Source organism: Chlorobaculum sp. 24CR (genome assembly GCF_004118635.1).
Taxonomy (GTDB): domain Bacteria; phylum Bacteroidota; class Chlorobiia; order Chlorobiales; family Chlorobiaceae; genus Chlorobaculum.
On the sequence record NZ_SDGU01000012.1, the window covers coordinates 34,928 to 51,981 of the forward strand.

Sequence of the window (17,054 nt, forward strand, 5' to 3'; positions counted from 1 at the left end):
ATGGATACGAGTAATTAGAAGGTATCAATGTATTTATAATTCTTGTAAAAAACACCACATTTACGCCGATACACCCCGATTTTCAGCGTTTTTTTCAGGCATAAACTTTTGCGTTGCCCCCGGCTCGTCCATTCAATACCGATGACAGGCTGACGGCTATTTCATCGAAGGAATCAGGCCGCCCAGCTCCCGTCAACGTCGCCCATGAGCACGCCGACAAGTTGCAGATCAACGTCTTCGGCGAGCGCCACGCCGGGGATTTCGGCTTCGCGCCAATCGACGTTGTCGCCCGACATTTCCGCATCGGCGACGCTCTCCGGCGCGATGATCCAATCCGGCTCCGGGGCTGACGAGAGACCGAGAGCCATTTTCAGGATGCCGAGGCCGTCGGCTGCCTCGACGCTGCCGTTCCGGTCGATGTCGGCGGCGAGGTACTGGCAGGCGGTCGGCTCAGGTTCCCCGTCGCCATTCGGATTCCTGCCGAATGCGAGTTTGAAGGCCGCCAGGGCGTCGCTTACCCCGACGGCGCGACTGGCCCCGTCATCGACCGGCTTCCCGGCATTCAGCCCGTACTCCCCTTCATCGACTCGACCGAAGCTGAACACGCCATCCGCGTTGCTGCTCGCGGTCGCTTCGACGGTTTCCTCCGGTTTCGAGACAAGATTCAGCTCCACTCCCGCCAGCGCCGCACCGCTTTGCCAGAAGCTCACCGCGCCCTCGACGAGAGAGCCCGACTCCTCGGTGGTGAACTGGTAGAGGTCGCCCGACGAAGTGTATGCAAAGCCGTGCAGGTCGAGGATGCCTCCGTCGGGAATGACGAGGCTGTAGGCCGTTCCGGCTTCGAGATCGGTGCCGGGATCGATGGTGAGCGTGTCGCCGGTGAAGGCGAGCCGGGTGCTTGCGACGGCATCATAGCTCTCGGCGAGTCCTCCGCCGGAATCGCGCAGCTCGATGAAGCCGCTGCCGCCGGTGACCGCTTCGCTGAAGGTGATGACGATATCGGCGTCAACCGCAACGCCCCCAGCCCCGTTTGCCGGGCTGAAGAGCACGATTTCCGGGAAAAGCTCCTCGACCCCGTCAAAGCTGAAGTGCTCGACGCCGAGCACGGTATCGACGCCGTCACGCCCGGCCACGCCGTCCGTTACGCTGTAGCTGCCGGTCGCCGGATCATAGACGACAGCGTACTCGCCGACTGCTCCGCTAAAGAGCGCCGTGTCGTCGCCCGCGCCGCCGTCGAGCGTGTCGTCACCAGAGCCGCCGCTCAGCACGTCATTGCCGCCAATGCCGGAAAGCTGGTTGTTGACGCCGTTGCCGATCAGCCGGTCGTTGCCGGAACCCCCCTCGCCATTTTCGAGCGTGGTGCCGAAACCGACGAACGCCTGGCCCGCGGCGAACAGATCGGTGGCGTCTTTCAGCCCGGCGTACAGCCAGCTACCGGCGTTGAGATTGAGATAGACATCGCCGGTTTCAGCGGCGGCCGAAAAGCTGTCGATACCGGAGCCGTCCCAGAGGTAGTGGTCGCTGAAATCGTAGGCGTCGTCGCCGGAGAGGGCCGAGCCGTTCACGCCGAAAAAGTAGTGCATCGCCGCGATGTCGAGAATGGCCGGTTCGGTCAGGTCATAGTCCCGCATCGTATAGGACATGACCGAATAGTCGGTGTTGTCCTGATCCTCCGGCAGAACCGCGCCATCTTCAAAGGGGTGCTTGAGGCCGAGGGCGTGGCCGATTTCATGGAGCAGCACCTGGAATCCGTAGGTTCCCGGATTCATGCTGTCGCTGGAGCTGAAATCGTTGACGTCGATATGGATCGATTCGTGAGAGGTGGTCGTCATCACGAAGTAGGGAATACTGACGCTGTTGAGCGAGGTCGAGGTTGACTGGCTGAGGCTGGCGTACCCCGCCGCAGCCGACATGCCTGCCGATGAGAGGTCGTCGCGGAAGAAGCGAATCTGAACATCCGGGCTGTCGGCCACTTCGGTAAACGACAGGCCCGAAAAGGCGCTGTATTTGCCCAGCGCCCCGGCTACCGCCGCCTGCTGCTCGGCGGTGTAGAGCTGAAAATTCTGCTCGTTGGTGGCAGCGAGAGCGAAGCTGTAGGTCAGCGTTTGCGCCTCGCCGTATCGTCCCCAGTACGGATTGTTGACGCTTTTAAGGGCGGCGATGAAGTATGGCAGCGGCTCGACATTTTCCTCATAAACGACTTCGGTCAACCCTTGCGGAACGCTGTAGCCGTTGACCGACACCACTGCCGTATCGCCTGCATTGGCCTCGAAAATCACATCGTTGCGGTCGTCGATAACGTAGATATCGTCGCCGCCGTTGCCGTACAGGCTATCGGCCCCCTGGCCGCCGTCGAGCAGATCATTGCCGCCATAAGCCGTAAGGTAGTCGTCGCCCTCGCCGCCGTACAGGCTGTTGTTGCCCATCCCCCCGTCGAGCAGATCGTCTCCGGCATCACCCCGAATGACGTCATCGCCCTCCATGCCGCCGAGGTAGTCATGCCCCTCGCCACCGGAGATCGTGTCGTCGCCGTCGTATCCGTAGATCGTATCGTTACCGCCATCTCCCGCGAGATCATCCGGGCCGCTGGTGCCATAATAGTAATTGTCGCCGCCGTCGCCTCTCCACAAACCGATGGCCTTCATAGAGGGATAACTCCGCACATCTTGACCGAAATAGCCGGCCATATCGTAACCGCCTGCCGTTTCAGGATTCTGGCCCTCATCGCTGACCGTGGCGGCAAAAGAGGCAAAGTCGTACCGGCTCGACATGAAGAGGCCGGTTCCGGCAAACAGACTTCCGTCTGCGACGAAAACTTTTTCGCGCTCATCCTGACTGTCGAAAACAAGCTGATTTCCAGACATACCGAGTCTCCGAAAAATGGTGAATGGGTTGGGGGCACCGCAGAGCATATTTTAAGAAATCATTCAGTAATCTCACACACTGGTGACCTGAGAATATTTTCGTTCCTGACAAAGCCATCGCCGCGAATCCGTCAGCGGGACATGACGTTGGTGGGTGGCTTTCATAAAGGCGTGGCAGGACAGGATGGCAACGGGCGGGAGGAGGTATCGGGACGCGCCGTGACGGAAGCTGCCGAATTGTCGGCATTACGATTACGGCAGTGACCCGATTGGCACGTGGGAAAAACGAACCGATTGGGAATTTCCGTCAGGGATGGAGGCTGAGATGTTCGCGAAGATTGCAAAGTACAAGAAACCGGCACGCATTCACCCCCGTAACGACAGTAAATGTTTGGCGGGATCTTTGAGAACCCCGCCAAAACAAAACTGCGAACGTACGTTGATTTAAAAGATAACAAACGCAAGCAAGCCAATCCCGGCCAAGCCCGCGACTACAGCTCCGGCACTGAGTCCATCCGACGAACCCCCGGTAGCCGCTACGGCGGCATCGAGGGTCGAGAAGTGGAAGGCGTCATCTTCATCTTCATCTTCGTACTCATAAGGATTGCGGGCAATATCGAGGACGCTGCCGTCAGCGAAGGTGACGTAATAGTCCGTAGCATACTCCAGGTTCCCATCAGGATTGATGACAAGGGTTTTGCCCACAAACGATACCTCTGGGTCCGTTACACCGAATGTGTCAACCTCGTTTCCCGCAGCGATTGAGCCTTTGTATAACGTGATCTCTCCTGTGCCTGCCATAACCATATCATCGAACGAAATGACAATATCGTCATCAATAGCCTGCGGGACAGGCGCTTCGTTCGGATCGAGCTCCGGAAGTGTCGTATTGACCGTGTTATCCGTCGAGAAAGTTTCGTTGGCGAATGCGAAGTTCTCGACATCAGTCACACTATCAGTACCATCCGCACCAGAGGTATCTATCACCTGGTAAGTGTCGGTACCGGCATCGTAGCTGATAATGTAATTGCTGTATTCACCACTAAACACGGCGGTGTCATCGCATGCACCTCCATCGATACTGTCATCTCCAGCACCTCCGGTTATTGTATCGTTGCCGCCAAGAGCTTCAATAGTATCATTGCCTTCATTCCCATTGATCGAATCCGCATTATCTGTGGGAAGCGCCTGAAGATTCACCGTATTGGCGGCATCGATAAGATCAGCAGCATCACTGCCCTCAATGGTCACTCCTGGCACCTGAAGTGAAATCGATGCGTAATCATCGCCTGTTCCATCGTTCGGAACAGAATCAGGATCGGATTCGAATACCGAAACCACCTCGGCCTGAATCGTATCGAGACACTTCTGTTCATCGTAAACAAGCGTTATCGAGCGACTGAGATTATCACGGACATTACCGACATCCCAGATGTCTGTTGATGAATCATACGTACCCTGGAGTGCGTTCCAGCTATCAGGCGTAATGTCATGTTCGGTATTAATCGCGACCTCTATACCCGATGCTATAGAAGGACCCGAATTTGTTAACGTAACTGTAACATAAACAGAGCCGCCACGTGTACTGGAGGTTATCGCCAATGAGAGATCAGCAGGATCCGGAGGAGCACCGAGAGCTGTAAGAGCAACAATCTCTTCGTTGTTAATAATCTCACCATCAATATCATCAGAGGCAACACTGCTTGTCGTACGAATCGTACCGGCATAAGGGACGGTACCTCTAAAAGTTACCGTTACAGAACCTCCGGCAGCGATACTGCCGAGAACCACATTCAACTCATCCCCCGATTGAGAAAAGGCATGAGTCGTGCACGACATGTTGTTCAGATTGCTGAACGATTCGGCAAGGAGCACGTTGGAGGCATCTGATGTGCCAATGTTCTCGATAGTCACATCATACTGGATGGTATCATTGACCGTAGGCTCAGGCAGCGTATCAAGAGTAGAGCTGACCTGAAGATCAACCGAGCCTGCCGGGGCGGCTGTTAGTTCACTAACAAGGCTTTCAATGCCAGCCGAATCGTTAAGCGCTTCCGGATCATAGGTATCACTCAACACGTAAATATCAGTACCAACCTGGTCACCTGGCTCGGCAGTTGAGTCCACCTTTACATCCACCGTAAAGTTCACCGAATCTCCGGGAACAACATCACCTACATCAAAGGCATAATCGGCAAAATCGGAATTACCGGCTGCGATTGAACTCGACTGATACGTTACTGTATCGGAAAGATTGACCAACGCTGTCACCCCCGTTGCCGTCGTCGTGGTTGACTCGTTGGTAACAGTAAAGGTGTAACGAACGGTATCACCAGGCAGAATAGTCACGGCATCCTGAGTGACGGCTACCGAAACATCGGCCTCTGAACCCGCATTTACAGGAGTATCCTCTTCGGCAATGATGATCGGTCCAGTGCCGTCGTCCAGCATCGCATACATATAATAGCTACCGGGAACAACCCCCATAGTATCCCAGGTAAATGTACCGTCTCCATCACTGACCACCGCAGACCCCGCAAAGATTCCATCAAAGTCAGCCAGATCATCATCATAATAGAAACTGACATTAGCCGTAGTCCCTGTGACATCAACCGAATAGGAGTATTCTACGCTGTCATCAGCATTCACCACCGGATCATTGGTAAAGTCAAACGTCGATACCTCGGTAGCACCATTGGCTTCATAGGTAACTTTGCCAAGCCCTGTTTCGTCCACAAGTTCGAGATCCCATATACCGGAAACTGGGGAACCAATAATCACTGTGCGGACAGTATCGCTCGACATCTCAGCAACCACCTGAATATGATGAACGGCAAAATCATCCTCATTGATAATCGTGCCATCAGGCATCTCTACATAGACCTTTGCATCAGGATCGGGATTTTCCCATATGGCGCTTATCAGTACGTATTCCGTACCGTCTTCGATCATCCAGCTACCAATTTTCGGAATATTGGCAGACCCAATCCTGCTTATAGTACCATCAAAAGCAATCCGCAAGCCAAGCGTCAAGTTATAATCCGCCCACAATGTACTGATGTGATACTTTCCCCAACCGGCCGCATAGTCGTTAGAGTAATCACCATCATTTGTAAAGCTCAATGCCAGATTTGCATTGGAAATTTTATAACCACCTCCCAACCATTTCGGGACAAAATTTGGAATGGATATTTGTCCAGTACGAGAGAAACCGAAGTCAAAGTTAGTATTCGCTGTAAACGCGCCGCTGGTAACGAAAAAGCCATCCAAAACATTCGACGTTCCAACGAATTTAAAAGAGCCTTCATTCCAGTTGAGTGTCGCCGTACTCTTATCTTCCACAAGTGTATATGTACCAAGGTCCACGCCCAAAAACTCGAAATCGGCAGTAAGAATATCCGTGGTCAAAGTACCTTCAATCGAATTCTTATCAACTTTGATATCACCCTGCGCCCTGGCAAGCCTTGTTCCTCCTATCTGCGGGCCAAGTGTAGCTCCGATAGTAAACGAAGCCTCAAGGTCTTTGGGGTTAGATGGAGCAAAATTATCGACAGACCCACCGATTCTCTGGAAGAAAAATGCCGGATACCCCGGGATGGGCTTGTTCAGGTTATCCAGAACAAGACCAACCATATCAAGCTGGAATGGATCATAAACAAACTCAACCGAAGCCTTGGCTTCAGCACCTTCACCAAACTTCAAACCAAACGGCGTACCCAGCGTTGCGCTGCCGCCAATCTCTTTGGTCGTCGTATTGAGTGTGAGTTCGAGATCTTGGAGCGACCAACCTTTGATCAGGTTAAGCCGACCTTCAACTTTTAATGCACCGACCAGCGAAATTTCACCGTCGCTATTTATCTGAACATAGTTATCGCCACTGAGGTCAGCCTCGATAGACCCAAAGCCACTGCTGCCGGCTGGCAACTTGGCAAAACTCTCATTCTCAAGCTTGATCTTTGCCTGAAATCGTAAAGCATCTTCCCCGCCACGATACTCAATCGACATGTCGCTCGCTTCAACCTCGAATTTGTCGAGAAACTTGAAGCTCTCTGGCTGTGGAATTTTAATTTTGAAACCTAAAACAGGAGTAGCCCCGCTGCTGGTAATCCGAAGAGCCTGCTTGTAAAAGTCAGACGTTTCAACGATAAGCCCGGAAACGGCATCGGGCATGACAAAATGAACGTCGAAGGCCAACGTATTTTTCAGTAAAGCCATTGACTTAAACTCAACATCAAGCGAGGCCAGCTTGAAATCACCCGGCAGAACGTTACCGAGGGAAGCCAGGCCCGTGGTAAAGTTGATGGTAGCATCCCCTCTGAACAAACTGTCCGAGATACCGCCGATTCCAGCATAGAACGTACCACCCTTCAACTCTGCCTGGTTCTTGTCATAACTGCTCTCGCTTGTTCCCGTCGCTCTGATAAGTGTGGAAGCGCCATCGGTACGTCCAACTTCAACCGTCCCCGTGGTTTCGCACTTAGTGCCGTCATCATTGGGTTCAAACGCTTTCGTAACGCCCAGCATACTCCACGGCGAAATATCTTTGCACTCGTTTGCATCGACGGTAACACCATAATACCAAGCAGTACCAGAATCGTTCGTTGCAACAACAATATTTAGGGTATCAGAATTACCAGAAGGTAAGGTAAGTGTACCTGAATTATAATAGCTAACAAATCCAGTATCAAGAAGTGTTCTGCCTTCGTAACGAATAATAAAGCGATCAGGAATCCCGTAGTGCTCATAGTAATAACTTATCGTACCACCATTCGTGGACTCCAACGTCAGCGTCTGGTTAGACCCCTCGTAACCGCCGCTGTCAGTGACCGAAACGGACGTCTCGATTTCAACCGTACTCCCATCACCAAGTGTGACGCTTCCGTGATCGTTGTCAGAAATAACCACAGGGGACTCACCGCGAACCACAGCGGCAAATGCGCGCCCTTCATCACCAGGCGTATCGCTGTTGTTAGCCAAGGCGTCGATACGATGGCCAAACTCCTCAACCAGCGCGTCAATCAGCGACTCCATGGGATAGTTCTCCGCAGTCAATTCATCAGACAAAAATATCTTATCCAGCGAAGAAGAATAGGCTGCCCGCGCACCAGCAAGAGACTCTGCGCTGACTACTTCTATCAAAGAAGCATCAAATCCAGAAGCATCCCAGTGATCCAGTATATTGTTCAGCAAAGTACTTGATGAAAAAATATCTTGTATTTGAGATGCTCGCTCTGATATAGCTTTTTGTATACGGTCATTCGCAACATCAACAGCGATAAATATATTAGCAGGCACTGAGCCATCATTAAAGTTAACAGAATTCATAAATAGCCTCCTTTAAATTAATTTTTATTAACAAAGAACTCTACCAAAAATAGTCCACAAAAAACCAATACATATAGAAAGCAAAACAAGAAAAACGGCATAAAAACCTGATTATCCGCACAAATTCTCTATATTTATTATATCTGAAAATAAGAAATGTGAAGGGGGTACTGCTTCAGATATTAATGAATTCATAGTACAAAATATTTGTATCATTTCGCAAGAAAAATGATACACTCTTTTACACACATACACTTATATGTATAAACTTAAACAAACGTAGAGTAACATACCTTATTGAAGGGAATACCAAAAAGCGTCACGAACAACTTAAGAGCAAGGGGGAGGTGGCGCAGAAACCAGAACACTCATAAAGTACACGAGAACACGAAAATTTTGAGCACCGCTCAACATCATAATCTGTGTACTCGATAAGTTTTCACAGATGAAATTTGACCCATAGGGTTCAAAAAATGAGCACCACACACAAAGGCGCCTTAGTTCAAACAAAAAAAGGCGGCCACAGCATCTGCCGTAGCCGCCTTGGTCGCGGAATGATACAATGACAAAGCTTGACCCCGTGAAATCAGGGATTCAAGCTGAAACGAGCCGACCTGATGCCGTCGGCAAAATCTTCTTAATGACTACTGTCAACTCAACACCAAACAGTCTGTTGTATTCCCCGTCATTGCGAGGAGCATAGCGACGCGGCAATCCCGACTTGTCGGGAACCAGCGAAACCAACAAAAGATGGATCGCCACGTCCCGACAAGTCGGGCCTCGCGATGACGAATATCCGCCATTTTTTTCTTGACACGCCACTACGTACCTGCAAACAACGCCCGCGCCAGAATGCGGGCTTTGCGGCACTGGCGGCGGAGATATCCGGCTCGCAGCTTCTCCAGCCCGCCCCGGCGCTCAAGCTCGTCGCGCTGCTCGACGATCCGGCGCAGCACCGCTTCGCAGGTGGTGTAGCCTTTCAGCTCCCAGTCCCAATAAAGCGGGTAGCGCAGGAGCGCTCCGGCGACCAGCTCGTCGAGCGACAGGCGTCGCGTGCGCCGCTCGAACGCTGCGCCGCCGCTCATACGGTCGGCGGTCAGCCCCCATCCGGCGTAGAACGGCTGACCATACGTGACGACCCGCTTGCCGCGCAAGAGCGCGTCGAAGCCGGAGAGCGAGGTCATCGTGTGCAGCTCGTCGCACGCCTCGATGCAGCTCACCACCGAGAGCTTGCTCTCGATCTGGTCGGCCCACTGCATCGCCGCCGTCAGCGCGACCCGGCCTGCCCGGTTGCCGCTCATCACGTCGGGATGCGGTTTATAGACGATCCACGCATCGGGGCAGCTTTCGCGCGCGGCTCGTGGTTGTACCTGGTGATGCCGTGCCGCACGATGAACTCCCGCACGTCGCGGGCGCGTTGCAGCCCCTCAGGTTCGAAGATCGCGGTCAGCAGCAGGTGTTCGAGGTCAGACGGCCCGGAGGGGTCGAAATAGAGGCCGCGCTCGTCGAGCGCCAACGCTGAACTGCCCCGGCGTCCACAGCACACGGTTATACTGAAGTTTCAGACGCCTCAACTCCATTTCCAGCGGCTCGGTGAACGTAACGGGAACATAAAAGAAGAGGAAATACACCTGCTTGCTCCCATGGACTTTACCGCCAACACTATCGGTTCGGTACGACAATTCGAGACTCGACACATCGGTCAGGTCGCGTTGCAGCGAAATAAAGGAAAAATCGGTCAACGCCCGATCAGGGGTTGTGTTCCAGGCCGATACATCCGACGTGTTAACAGGATCGTAGGTAAAGTCAGGAGACTGGCGCGCAACCTGCAACCCGGCTTTCACGCGCCAGCGATACCTGTCGCTATCTATACCAGGCCTCGCATCGTCGGCCCGAAGCACTGCCGGAAACATGACGAAGCAGCCAAGCAGAAACAAAAAAATGATCGTTCTTCTTCCTGACGACTCCGTTCCGGAAACATGGAACCCTCTTGTTTTAGCCATCGAACTCCTGATAAAATTCTGTCAATCAAAAACCGTACAAACGCAAGGCTCCTTGTCACTCAGGAAACATCAGTCCTTGAGCGTCGATCCTGAGCGCATGATGGAGAACGTGCAAAAAAGCAGACGGAAACAGATCTGTGAGACATAATGGCAAGGGGCAAACCATTGGTTGAGCGGAACGTTTTTGAACAAACGGCTGAGAACAGACTCAGTGTGAATGCCAAAATTCAGACGTAACTCTGAGAATATATCACTTATTTTTTAATATCAAAGAAATACGCAACTCGCTCAAATACTTTACTATTTACACTGCTTTACAAAAAAAATCCACCGAAAAGCACAACGGCTCGCCACAGACGACCTGCAATTCAGTATGCGGGTCATACTGAAAATGACGCACTTCTGACAAAGGGTTTTGTTCGGGGAAAAACAGTTCGCCAACATACGCACAGGCGTTGCTGCAAGGAGCTGGTATTGCGTTTCAAATAATGAGAAAGGAGGAGGCGAAAGGGGATAAAAAGAAAAAGGCGGCTACAGTACTTGCTGTAACCGCCTTTGGTGTCGGGGTGGCGGGACTCGAACCCACGACCTCTGCGTCCCGAACGCAGCACTCTACCAGCTGAGCCACACCCCGATGGTGCCCTGTGTTGAACCTTGTGCCCTTGGACAGATTCGAACTGCCGACCTTCAGTTCCGGAAACTGCTGCTCTATCCACTGAGCTACAAGGGCCTCGTGACCCAAGGGTCATTCAAACAGGAATGCAAAGATAATATTTAAATCGAAAAAAAGAACAACTTTCGCGCGGTCTCGAAAAGTTTCCGGAAATTTTTCGAGCCTCAATGCCCGTTCCCGGAGGCCGCCTTCACAAGCGCATCGACGGCGAGGTTGGCGCTCATCACCGCGCCGCCCATCGAGTCGTAGTAGAGCTGCTGCGAAAAACCGCCCGCGAGGAACAGGTTGCCAACCGGCGTCTTTTGCGTCGGGCGGTACTGCTCCATGCCGGGCAGCGGCGCATAGACCGAGCGCGGAATCTTGACGAGCGTTGACTTGAGGATTTTCGCCCCCTGCGACTCCTTCGGGAAATTGGCGCGAACGCTCCGGTCAACCCGCGCGATGATCTCCTCCTTGCTCAGCCCCATCAGCTCCCTGGCCGGGGCGACGCAGAACTCGAAGCGCGTCTTGCCGTCGAAGCGCTCGCCGCGCAGGGTGCGGTAATCGGGCGTGGTGCGGGTCAGGTTCGCGTAAACCGGAATGACGCCGTCCGGGCTGAAGAGCACGTTGTCGATCGGCGTGATCTCCCGGTCGTACCAGAGCTGCACCGAGATGACCGGCACCCCTTCGAGGTGGTCGAGATTGCCGAAAAAGCGGTCGTGCTGCTTGAGCGACGAGGGCAGCACCTTGCAGAGATTGTGGATCGGCAGCGCCGCAACGTAGTAGTCTGCGTCGAGAATTTCGCCGTTGCGCAACTGCACGCCGCGAATCCGCGAGCCGTCGAAGAGCAGCTCATCCACCGTGATGTTGTTCTGGAACAGTGCGCCTTTCTGCGTGGAGTAATCGATGAGCGGCTGGTGCAGGTACTCCTGCGGCGAGCCTTTCAGGAAGCCCATGCACGATGAATCGGGAATGCGGTAGAAGGTCTCGGTGACGTCGAGAATGATCTTGGCCGAAATCTCCTCCGGCGGAATGAACTTGAGCGCGAGCGCCATCGGGCGGAACATCTTGTCCATCAGGCGGCGTCCGAACTTCTTCTCTTCGGCCCACTCGGCGAAGGTCAGGTGATCCTGCGTCGGTGGATAGTTTGCCTTCTGGAGCGCCAGCGGCACGAGCGACTTCGAGAAGGAGGCCATTTCGCCAAAGGTGAAGTATCCGTTTTTGATGATCGCCGGAAGCAGGTGCAGCGGACTCGGCAGGTACCAGGTGTTGAAGGTGAAGCTGTTGCCGCCTTCGAGCGTGTAGGTGAGCTGGTGCTCCTTCCAGAGCACGGCGTGGTAGCTCTTGATCTCCTTCATGAGATCGTAGAGTACACCGTACGCACCAAAAAAGCAGTGGGTGCCGGATTCGATCCAGTCCCCCTCCTCGTCCTTCCACGCCGAAACCTTGCCGCCGTAAATGGAGCGCTTTTCGAGCACCTTGACCTGGAATCCGCGATCGACGAGCCGCTTTGCGGCGGCGAGACCGGCCAGGCCGCCGCCGATGATCAGAACCCTTTTTTTCTCTCCGTTCATTCCTTGAAAGTAATTACTGAGTAACTGTTAATGCGAACGCTGTAGCTCAGATAGCCGAGCGCCCCTCCATCGCCCGTGAGAGCGTCGCTTCGTCGATGAATTCAAGCTCCGCGCCGACCGGAATGCCACGGGCGATCCGGGTGACGTTGATGCCGAGCGGCTTGAGCAGTTTGCTGATATAGAGCGATGTTGTTTCGCCCTCGACCGTGGGGTTGAGCGCAAGCACCACCTCGCGCACCTCGTCCGATACACTGGGGCCGATGCGCACCAGCAGCTCGCGCACCTTGATGTCGTCGGGGCCGACGCCGTCGAGCGGCGAAATCACGCCGTGCAGCACGTGGTACAATCCTTTGTAGTGGCCGGTTTTCTCGAAGGCGAGCACCTCGGTGGGAGATTCGACAACGCAGATAACCGTACGGTCACGCCCGGTGGAGGTGCAGAGGTGGCAGGGGTCAACGCCGAGATCGGTGATGTTCTGGCAGACCGAGCAGCGGATCACCTTCTCCTTGACGTCGATAAGGGCCGACGCGAGCTTTTCGACCTCGGAGCGCCTCTCATGCAGCACATGCATCGTCAGGCGCTGGGCGGTCTTGCGACCAATGCCGGGCAACTTCGCGAACTCTTCGATAAGCGCCTCGACGGCTCCTGAGCTGTAACGCATGAACCGGAGAGCCTATCCCTGACCGCCGAACTGCTTCATCAGATCGGCGGGATTGATCATGCCGCCAGCGGCTTTTTGAATCTCGCTCTGCGCGAGTCGGGCCGAAGCTTCGAGCGCCTTGTTCACGGCGGCCACGACCAGATCCTGCACCATATCGACATCATCCATGATCTCCGGATCGATGGTGAGTTCGAGCAGTTTCTGCCGCCCGTTGACCTTCGCCTTGACCATGCCGCCGCCAGCCTCGCCTTCGGAGACGAGCTTTTCGAGCTGCTTCTGCACATCCTGCATCTTCGAGCCAGCCTCCTGAAGCTGCTTCATCATATCGCCAAAATTGGGCATCGCCATGGTTCGTTCTCCTGTGGTTTTGGCTCAAGGCCGGAAAATCGTGCTCATCGGTCGTATAAGTCCTATACGACTTATACGACCGATTCTTCCAATCAGCTCTTCCTGCGCAGCGCCAGGTAAATCTTCTCAAGAATGTCCTCGGTGGTGAGCTTGTACTTTTTCAGCAGGTCGTCGGGCTTGCCCGATTCGCCGAAGGTATCCTCGACGGCGACCATCTCGATGGGCACCGGAATGTTGCGGGCGCAGACGCTCGACACCGCTTCGCCGAGACCGGTGTACATCTGGTGCTCCTCGGCGGTCACGATCGCGCCGGTGTCGTTGGCCGCGCGCACGATGGCGAGCGTGTCGATCGGCTTGATGGTGTGCATGTTGATGACACGCACCGTCACCCCCTCTTTTTCAAGAATTCTTGCCGCTTCGAGGGCTTTCCAGACCATGATGCCGCAGGCGATGACCGTCACGTCCTTGCCGGGATGCAGCTCGATGGATTTGCCGATCTCGAAGCCATCCTCGTCGGTGGTGAAATCAGGAACGTTCGGGCGTCCAAAGCGCAGATAGACCGGGCCAACATGTTCGAGGATCGCTTTGGTGGCGCGTCTGGTTTCGCTGTAGTCGCACGGCACGACAACGGTCATGCGAGGCAGGCTGCGCATGATGCCGATATCTTCGAGAATCTGGTGGGTCGCGCCATCCTCGCCGAGCGTCAGACCGGCGTGCGAAGCGCAGATTTTCACATTGAGATTGGAGTAGCAGACCGACTGGCGAATCTGGTCGAAGACGCGACCGGTGGCGAACACCGCGAAGGTCGAAGCCACGGGCGTCTTGCCGGTGGTGGCCAGGCCGGCAGCCATCGAAATCATGTTCGCTTCGGCAATGCCGGTCTGGATGAAGCGCTCCGGAAACTCTTTACGGAAGAGGTTCATATTCAGCGACCCGGTCAGGTCGGCGCAGAGCGCGACAACCGAAGGGTTTTCGCGTCCGGCTTCGAGCAGCGCTTCACCGAACCCCGTGCGGGTAGCCTTGTTGGCCCGTGAAGCGTACTTCACCGGTTCCTCGACGATATTTTTCTCTCCCATTAATGACAGAATACCTTAGATTGGAAAAAATTGCGCGGGCCCCGGACTTCCGGGTTAACCTCTGCCCACTTATCACGTTGCGATCACAGAGCAAAGGCCGACGATGAAAGTTGAATATAAGCATACGCATATAGCGGCAAAAAAAAATTTGGGCCAAAACTTCCTGCTCGACAAGAACATCCCGAAGAAGATCGTCCGTGAGTCGGGAATCAGGGAAGGCGACCGGGTGCTTGAAATCGGCCCCGGCTTCGGCGCGCTCACGACGGCGATTCTCGAAACAGTGCCATCGTTCACCGCCATCGAGAAAGACCGCGAGCTGGCGAGGTTCATTCGTGAGGAGCACCCGCAGATCGAACTCATCGAGGGCGACTTCCTCAAGGCGCCGCTCGAACCGCTCGCCGCAGGCGGCAAACTCCACGTGCTCGGCAACATCCCCTACTCCATCACCAGCCCGATTCTCTTCCGGCTGCTCGACAACCGGCACCTCATCGCCTCGGCAACGCTGATGATGCAGCACGAAGTCGCCCAGCGCATCGCCGCCGTGCCCGGCACGAAGGAGTACGGCATCCTCGCCGTGCAGATGCAGGTGTTCTGCGACGTGAAATATCTCTTCAAGGTAGGCCGCGCCGTCTTCAAACCCCGCCCGGAAGTTGACAGCGCCGTCATCCGCCTGGTGCCGAAAGCAGATGAACCGGTGGAGGACAGCGAAGGCTTCCGGCTCTTTGTACGAAGAGCTTTCCACCAGCGCCGCAAAACGCTCTGGAACAATTTGAAGAAATATTACGACACCTCCGAAGTACCGGAAGCAACGCTCAAGCTACGAGCGGAAGCGCTGACAGTGGGAGAGTTGATCGAGCTGTTCGGGATGGCGCGGGTGATTGATGGAGATGAAACATTATGAACAAAAAAAAGACGTCACTATATGTCGCATATTTTACACAATTCTAAATTCGCCCTATTCCCTTTCCTCAGCTCTTTTCTGTATTTGACAAAAGGCGTGCTTTCCCAAATTTCTTTTATTGACTGCGTCCTCACATCGCCCATTTCTATTTTACCAAAAAAATCATTACAACATAGCACAACCTTTCCCCTGTAATCTATACATAACTGAAAAAAAGGATTGGTACATACTTTTTTTAATGGAAGCTGAGTGTTAGTAGTTACAAGACCCGCTCTATTCTGAATACTCAACAAATCGAAAACATGAGCATAAAAATGCTTCATCTCTCTTTTATCAAGAGACTGCATTATACCTTCAATATTTTTGCTAAGCTTGCCATCATATTGAGATATATTTGCATAATCCAAACCATTTCTCCTCAATAACTTCCACAGCTCAAGACTTAGTACATCACCATTTGTATTCAAATAGATATAACACGAAGGAAGTTGCTCTCTGATATACTTAATAAAATCAGGAAGTCTTTTATCAAGCAATGGCTCGTTATATAAATTGAAGGCAATCGAACCCTTAAATCTCATTTCAACCAACTGATTTACAATATCATAAAAAAGCGACTCTTCAAGAAATCCATTATTAGGCCTACGAAAAGTACTGTTTGGACACCAAGCACATCGCCTATTGCATGCCGAGTTAATTTCAATTAATACTGATTTTATATTATTTCTATTAACAACCTTTATCAACACCAAATTAACAAAATAATTAAAACGCCCTTTAATAAACGCCTTAAGATATGCTCCCTTGTCATCCGAAGAAATAAGCTTAGTCGCTTTAACAACAGCTTCATTTATCAAGCGAATCATTACAGAAAATGATCAGTATTACAAGAAATTATAAAAAATCCCCATATACAGGAAAAAAGAATAACAAAAAAGCATGGAATGCGAATTCATTTCACTCACGAATAAAGAGATTCAAAATTTTAATAACCAAACCGCTATTAAGAGCACTGCTTTGTACAACCGTACCATAACGGGCTCGCACAAGAGATGTTTGAGTTGGGCACAAGTGAAGTACTGATGGGTGCCCGTGCATCTGGGGGCGTAACCTGAAAACAACTGAACTTGTTTATTTGACTACGATGATTAGTTAATAAATTTTCAAAAACTTCACAACTTATTTTTTATCCCGCCATCTATCCTCCCCTGTAATGCAATAAAAATTCAAGACTTACAAAATGACATATAAAACTCATAAATAAACGATTAAATAGAAATCAATTTTCATATACTAACAACATCATCACGCCATCATGAAAATATTATATCATTTCACAAAAAGAAGATAGCCAACATCCTGTCATAGCATTTCATCTGTCATCACCGTGATGAAAAGATGAAATCTCCGCGCGGGCAAAATCGTGAATCGCATCGCTTTCACGAGAATCCGGATTGACTCGCGGCTTCGCTCCCCGCACTTTCTTACCTCATCCATAAAGCTTGCCGTTGTCGTGACGGCTGATGGCTGGCGCGATTTTTGGCGTAACAACCCCATCAGGCCATCGGGAAATCCTGCCGGAAGGTATCGCAAAACGTGATGATAGTACATGTTGTGTTGTGTATGTTTAGGATTTCGTGCTTACCTTTG

General features: G+C 52.7%; 11 protein-coding genes, 2 tRNA genes and 1 pseudogene. 2 read left to right on the plus strand and 12 right to left on the minus strand.

Annotated elements, in window-relative coordinates:
• Nucleotides 1-173: 173 nt before the first annotated feature.
• Nucleotides 174-2,864 (minus strand): Ig-like domain-containing protein, encoded by a 2,691-nt coding sequence (locus tag EST62_RS02815; protein ID WP_167599142.1) that lies wholly within the window; start codon nt 2,862-2,864, stop codon nt 174-176.
• 141 nt (nt 2,865-3,005) lie between these two features.
• Between EST62_RS02815 and EST62_RS13870 the strand changes: the two genes are divergently transcribed.
• The gene (locus EST62_RS13870; protein WP_256372349.1) at nt 3,006-3,128 is read left to right on the plus strand and encodes a hypothetical protein; all 123 of its coding nucleotides are present in this window, start codon (nt 3,006-3,008) and stop codon (nt 3,126-3,128) included.
• Between the two features lie 180 nt (nt 3,129-3,308).
• On the opposite strand, the gene EST62_RS02820 is transcribed toward EST62_RS13870, so the two are convergent.
• The 9 genes and pseudogenes from EST62_RS02820 to EST62_RS02865 form a co-directional block, all read right to left on the minus strand.
• The gene (locus EST62_RS02820; protein WP_129050589.1) at nt 3,309-8,189 is read right to left on the minus strand and encodes an Ig-like domain-containing protein; all 4,881 of its coding nucleotides are present in this window, start codon (nt 8,187-8,189) and stop codon (nt 3,309-3,311) included.
• An 821-nt stretch (nt 8,190-9,010) separates the two neighbouring features.
• Nucleotides 9,011-9,708: pseudogene (locus EST62_RS02830) on the minus strand (capsular polysaccharide biosynthesis protein); the annotation flags it as partial.
• A complete protein-coding gene (locus EST62_RS13950; RefSeq protein WP_129050590.1) occupies nt 9,656-10,192 on the minus strand; it encodes a hypothetical protein in 537 nt (178 codons plus the stop codon). The gene EST62_RS13950 and the pseudogene EST62_RS02830, both read right to left, overlap by 53 nt.
• A 561-nt stretch (nt 10,193-10,753) precedes the next feature.
• Nucleotides 10,754-10,826: transfer RNA gene (locus tag EST62_RS02840), tRNA-Pro, on the minus strand.
• 23 nt (nt 10,827-10,849) lie between these two features.
• Nucleotides 10,850-10,922 (minus strand) — tRNA-Arg (locus EST62_RS02845).
• 107 nt (nt 10,923-11,029) lie between these two features.
• A complete protein-coding gene (locus EST62_RS02850; RefSeq protein ID WP_129050591.1) occupies nt 11,030-12,418 on the minus strand; it encodes an oleate hydratase in 1,389 nt (462 codons plus the stop codon).
• A gap of 46 nt (nt 12,419-12,464) precedes the next feature.
• Nucleotides 12,465-13,079 (minus strand): recombination mediator RecR, encoded by a 615-nt coding sequence (gene recR, locus EST62_RS02855; protein ID WP_129050592.1) that lies wholly within the window; start codon nt 13,077-13,079, stop codon nt 12,465-12,467.
• 12 nt (nt 13,080-13,091) lie between these two features.
• Complete coding sequence (locus EST62_RS02860; RefSeq protein WP_129050593.1) at nt 13,092-13,427, minus strand: YbaB/EbfC family nucleoid-associated protein; 336 nt, start codon at nt 13,425-13,427, stop codon at nt 13,092-13,094.
• Between the two features lie 92 nt (nt 13,428-13,519).
• Nucleotides 13,520-14,503, minus strand: a complete 984-nt coding sequence (locus tag EST62_RS02865) for a transketolase family protein (RefSeq protein ID WP_129050594.1) — start codon at nt 14,501-14,503, stop codon at nt 13,520-13,522.
• A 103-nt stretch (nt 14,504-14,606) separates the two neighbouring features.
• Between EST62_RS02865 and rsmA the strand changes: the two genes are divergently transcribed.
• Nucleotides 14,607-15,404, plus strand: coding sequence for a 16S rRNA (adenine(1518)-N(6)/adenine(1519)-N(6))-dimethyltransferase RsmA (rsmA, locus tag EST62_RS02870; RefSeq protein WP_129050595.1), 798 nt, complete (start codon nt 14,607-14,609; stop codon nt 15,402-15,404).
• 17 nt (nt 15,405-15,421) lie between these two features.
• On the opposite strand, the gene EST62_RS02875 is transcribed toward rsmA, so the two are convergent.
• Both EST62_RS02875 and EST62_RS02880 read right to left on the minus strand, forming a co-directional pair.
• Nucleotides 15,422-16,270 (minus strand): radical SAM/SPASM domain-containing protein, encoded by an 849-nt coding sequence (locus EST62_RS02875; RefSeq protein WP_129050596.1) that lies wholly within the window; start codon nt 16,268-16,270, stop codon nt 15,422-15,424.
• Between the two features lie 496 nt (nt 16,271-16,766).
• Complete coding sequence (locus EST62_RS02880) at nt 16,767-17,015, minus strand: hypothetical protein (RefSeq protein WP_129050597.1); 249 nt, start codon at nt 17,013-17,015, stop codon at nt 16,767-16,769.
• Nucleotides 17,016-17,054 lie beyond the last annotated feature (39 nt).

Bases quoted from the DNA above. Each gene is read 5' to 3' on its own strand.
- EST62_RS02815 (WP_167599142.1), bottom strand. From the start codon at position 2,864: ATGTCTGGAAATCAGCTTGTTTTCGACAGTCAGGATGAGCGCGAAAAA.
- EST62_RS13870 (WP_256372349.1), top strand. From the start codon at position 3,006: ATGACGTTGGTGGGTGGCTTTCATAAAGGCGTGGCAGGACAGGATGGC.
- EST62_RS02820 (WP_129050589.1), bottom strand. From the start codon at position 8,189: ATGAATTCTGTTAACTTTAATGATGGCTCAGTGCCTGCTAATATATTT.
- EST62_RS13950 (WP_129050590.1), bottom strand. From the start codon at position 10,192: ATGGCTAAAACAAGAGGGTTCCATGTTTCCGGAACGGAGTCGTCAGGA.
- EST62_RS02850 (WP_129050591.1), bottom strand. From the start codon at position 12,418: ATGAACGGAGAGAAAAAAAGGGTTCTGATCATCGGCGGCGGCCTGGCC.
- recR (WP_129050592.1), bottom strand. From the start codon at position 13,079: ATGCGTTACAGCTCAGGAGCCGTCGAGGCGCTTATCGAAGAGTTCGCG.
- EST62_RS02860 (WP_129050593.1), bottom strand. From the start codon at position 13,427: ATGGCGATGCCCAATTTTGGCGATATGATGAAGCAGCTTCAGGAGGCT.
- EST62_RS02865 (WP_129050594.1), bottom strand. From the start codon at position 14,503: ATGGGAGAGAAAAATATCGTCGAGGAACCGGTGAAGTACGCTTCACGG.
- rsmA (WP_129050595.1), top strand. From the start codon at position 14,607: ATGAAAGTTGAATATAAGCATACGCATATAGCGGCAAAAAAAAATTTG.
- EST62_RS02875 (WP_129050596.1), bottom strand. From the start codon at position 16,270: ATGATTCGCTTGATAAATGAAGCTGTTGTTAAAGCGACTAAGCTTATT.
- EST62_RS02880 (WP_129050597.1), bottom strand. From the start codon at position 17,015: ATGTACTATCATCACGTTTTGCGATACCTTCCGGCAGGATTTCCCGAT.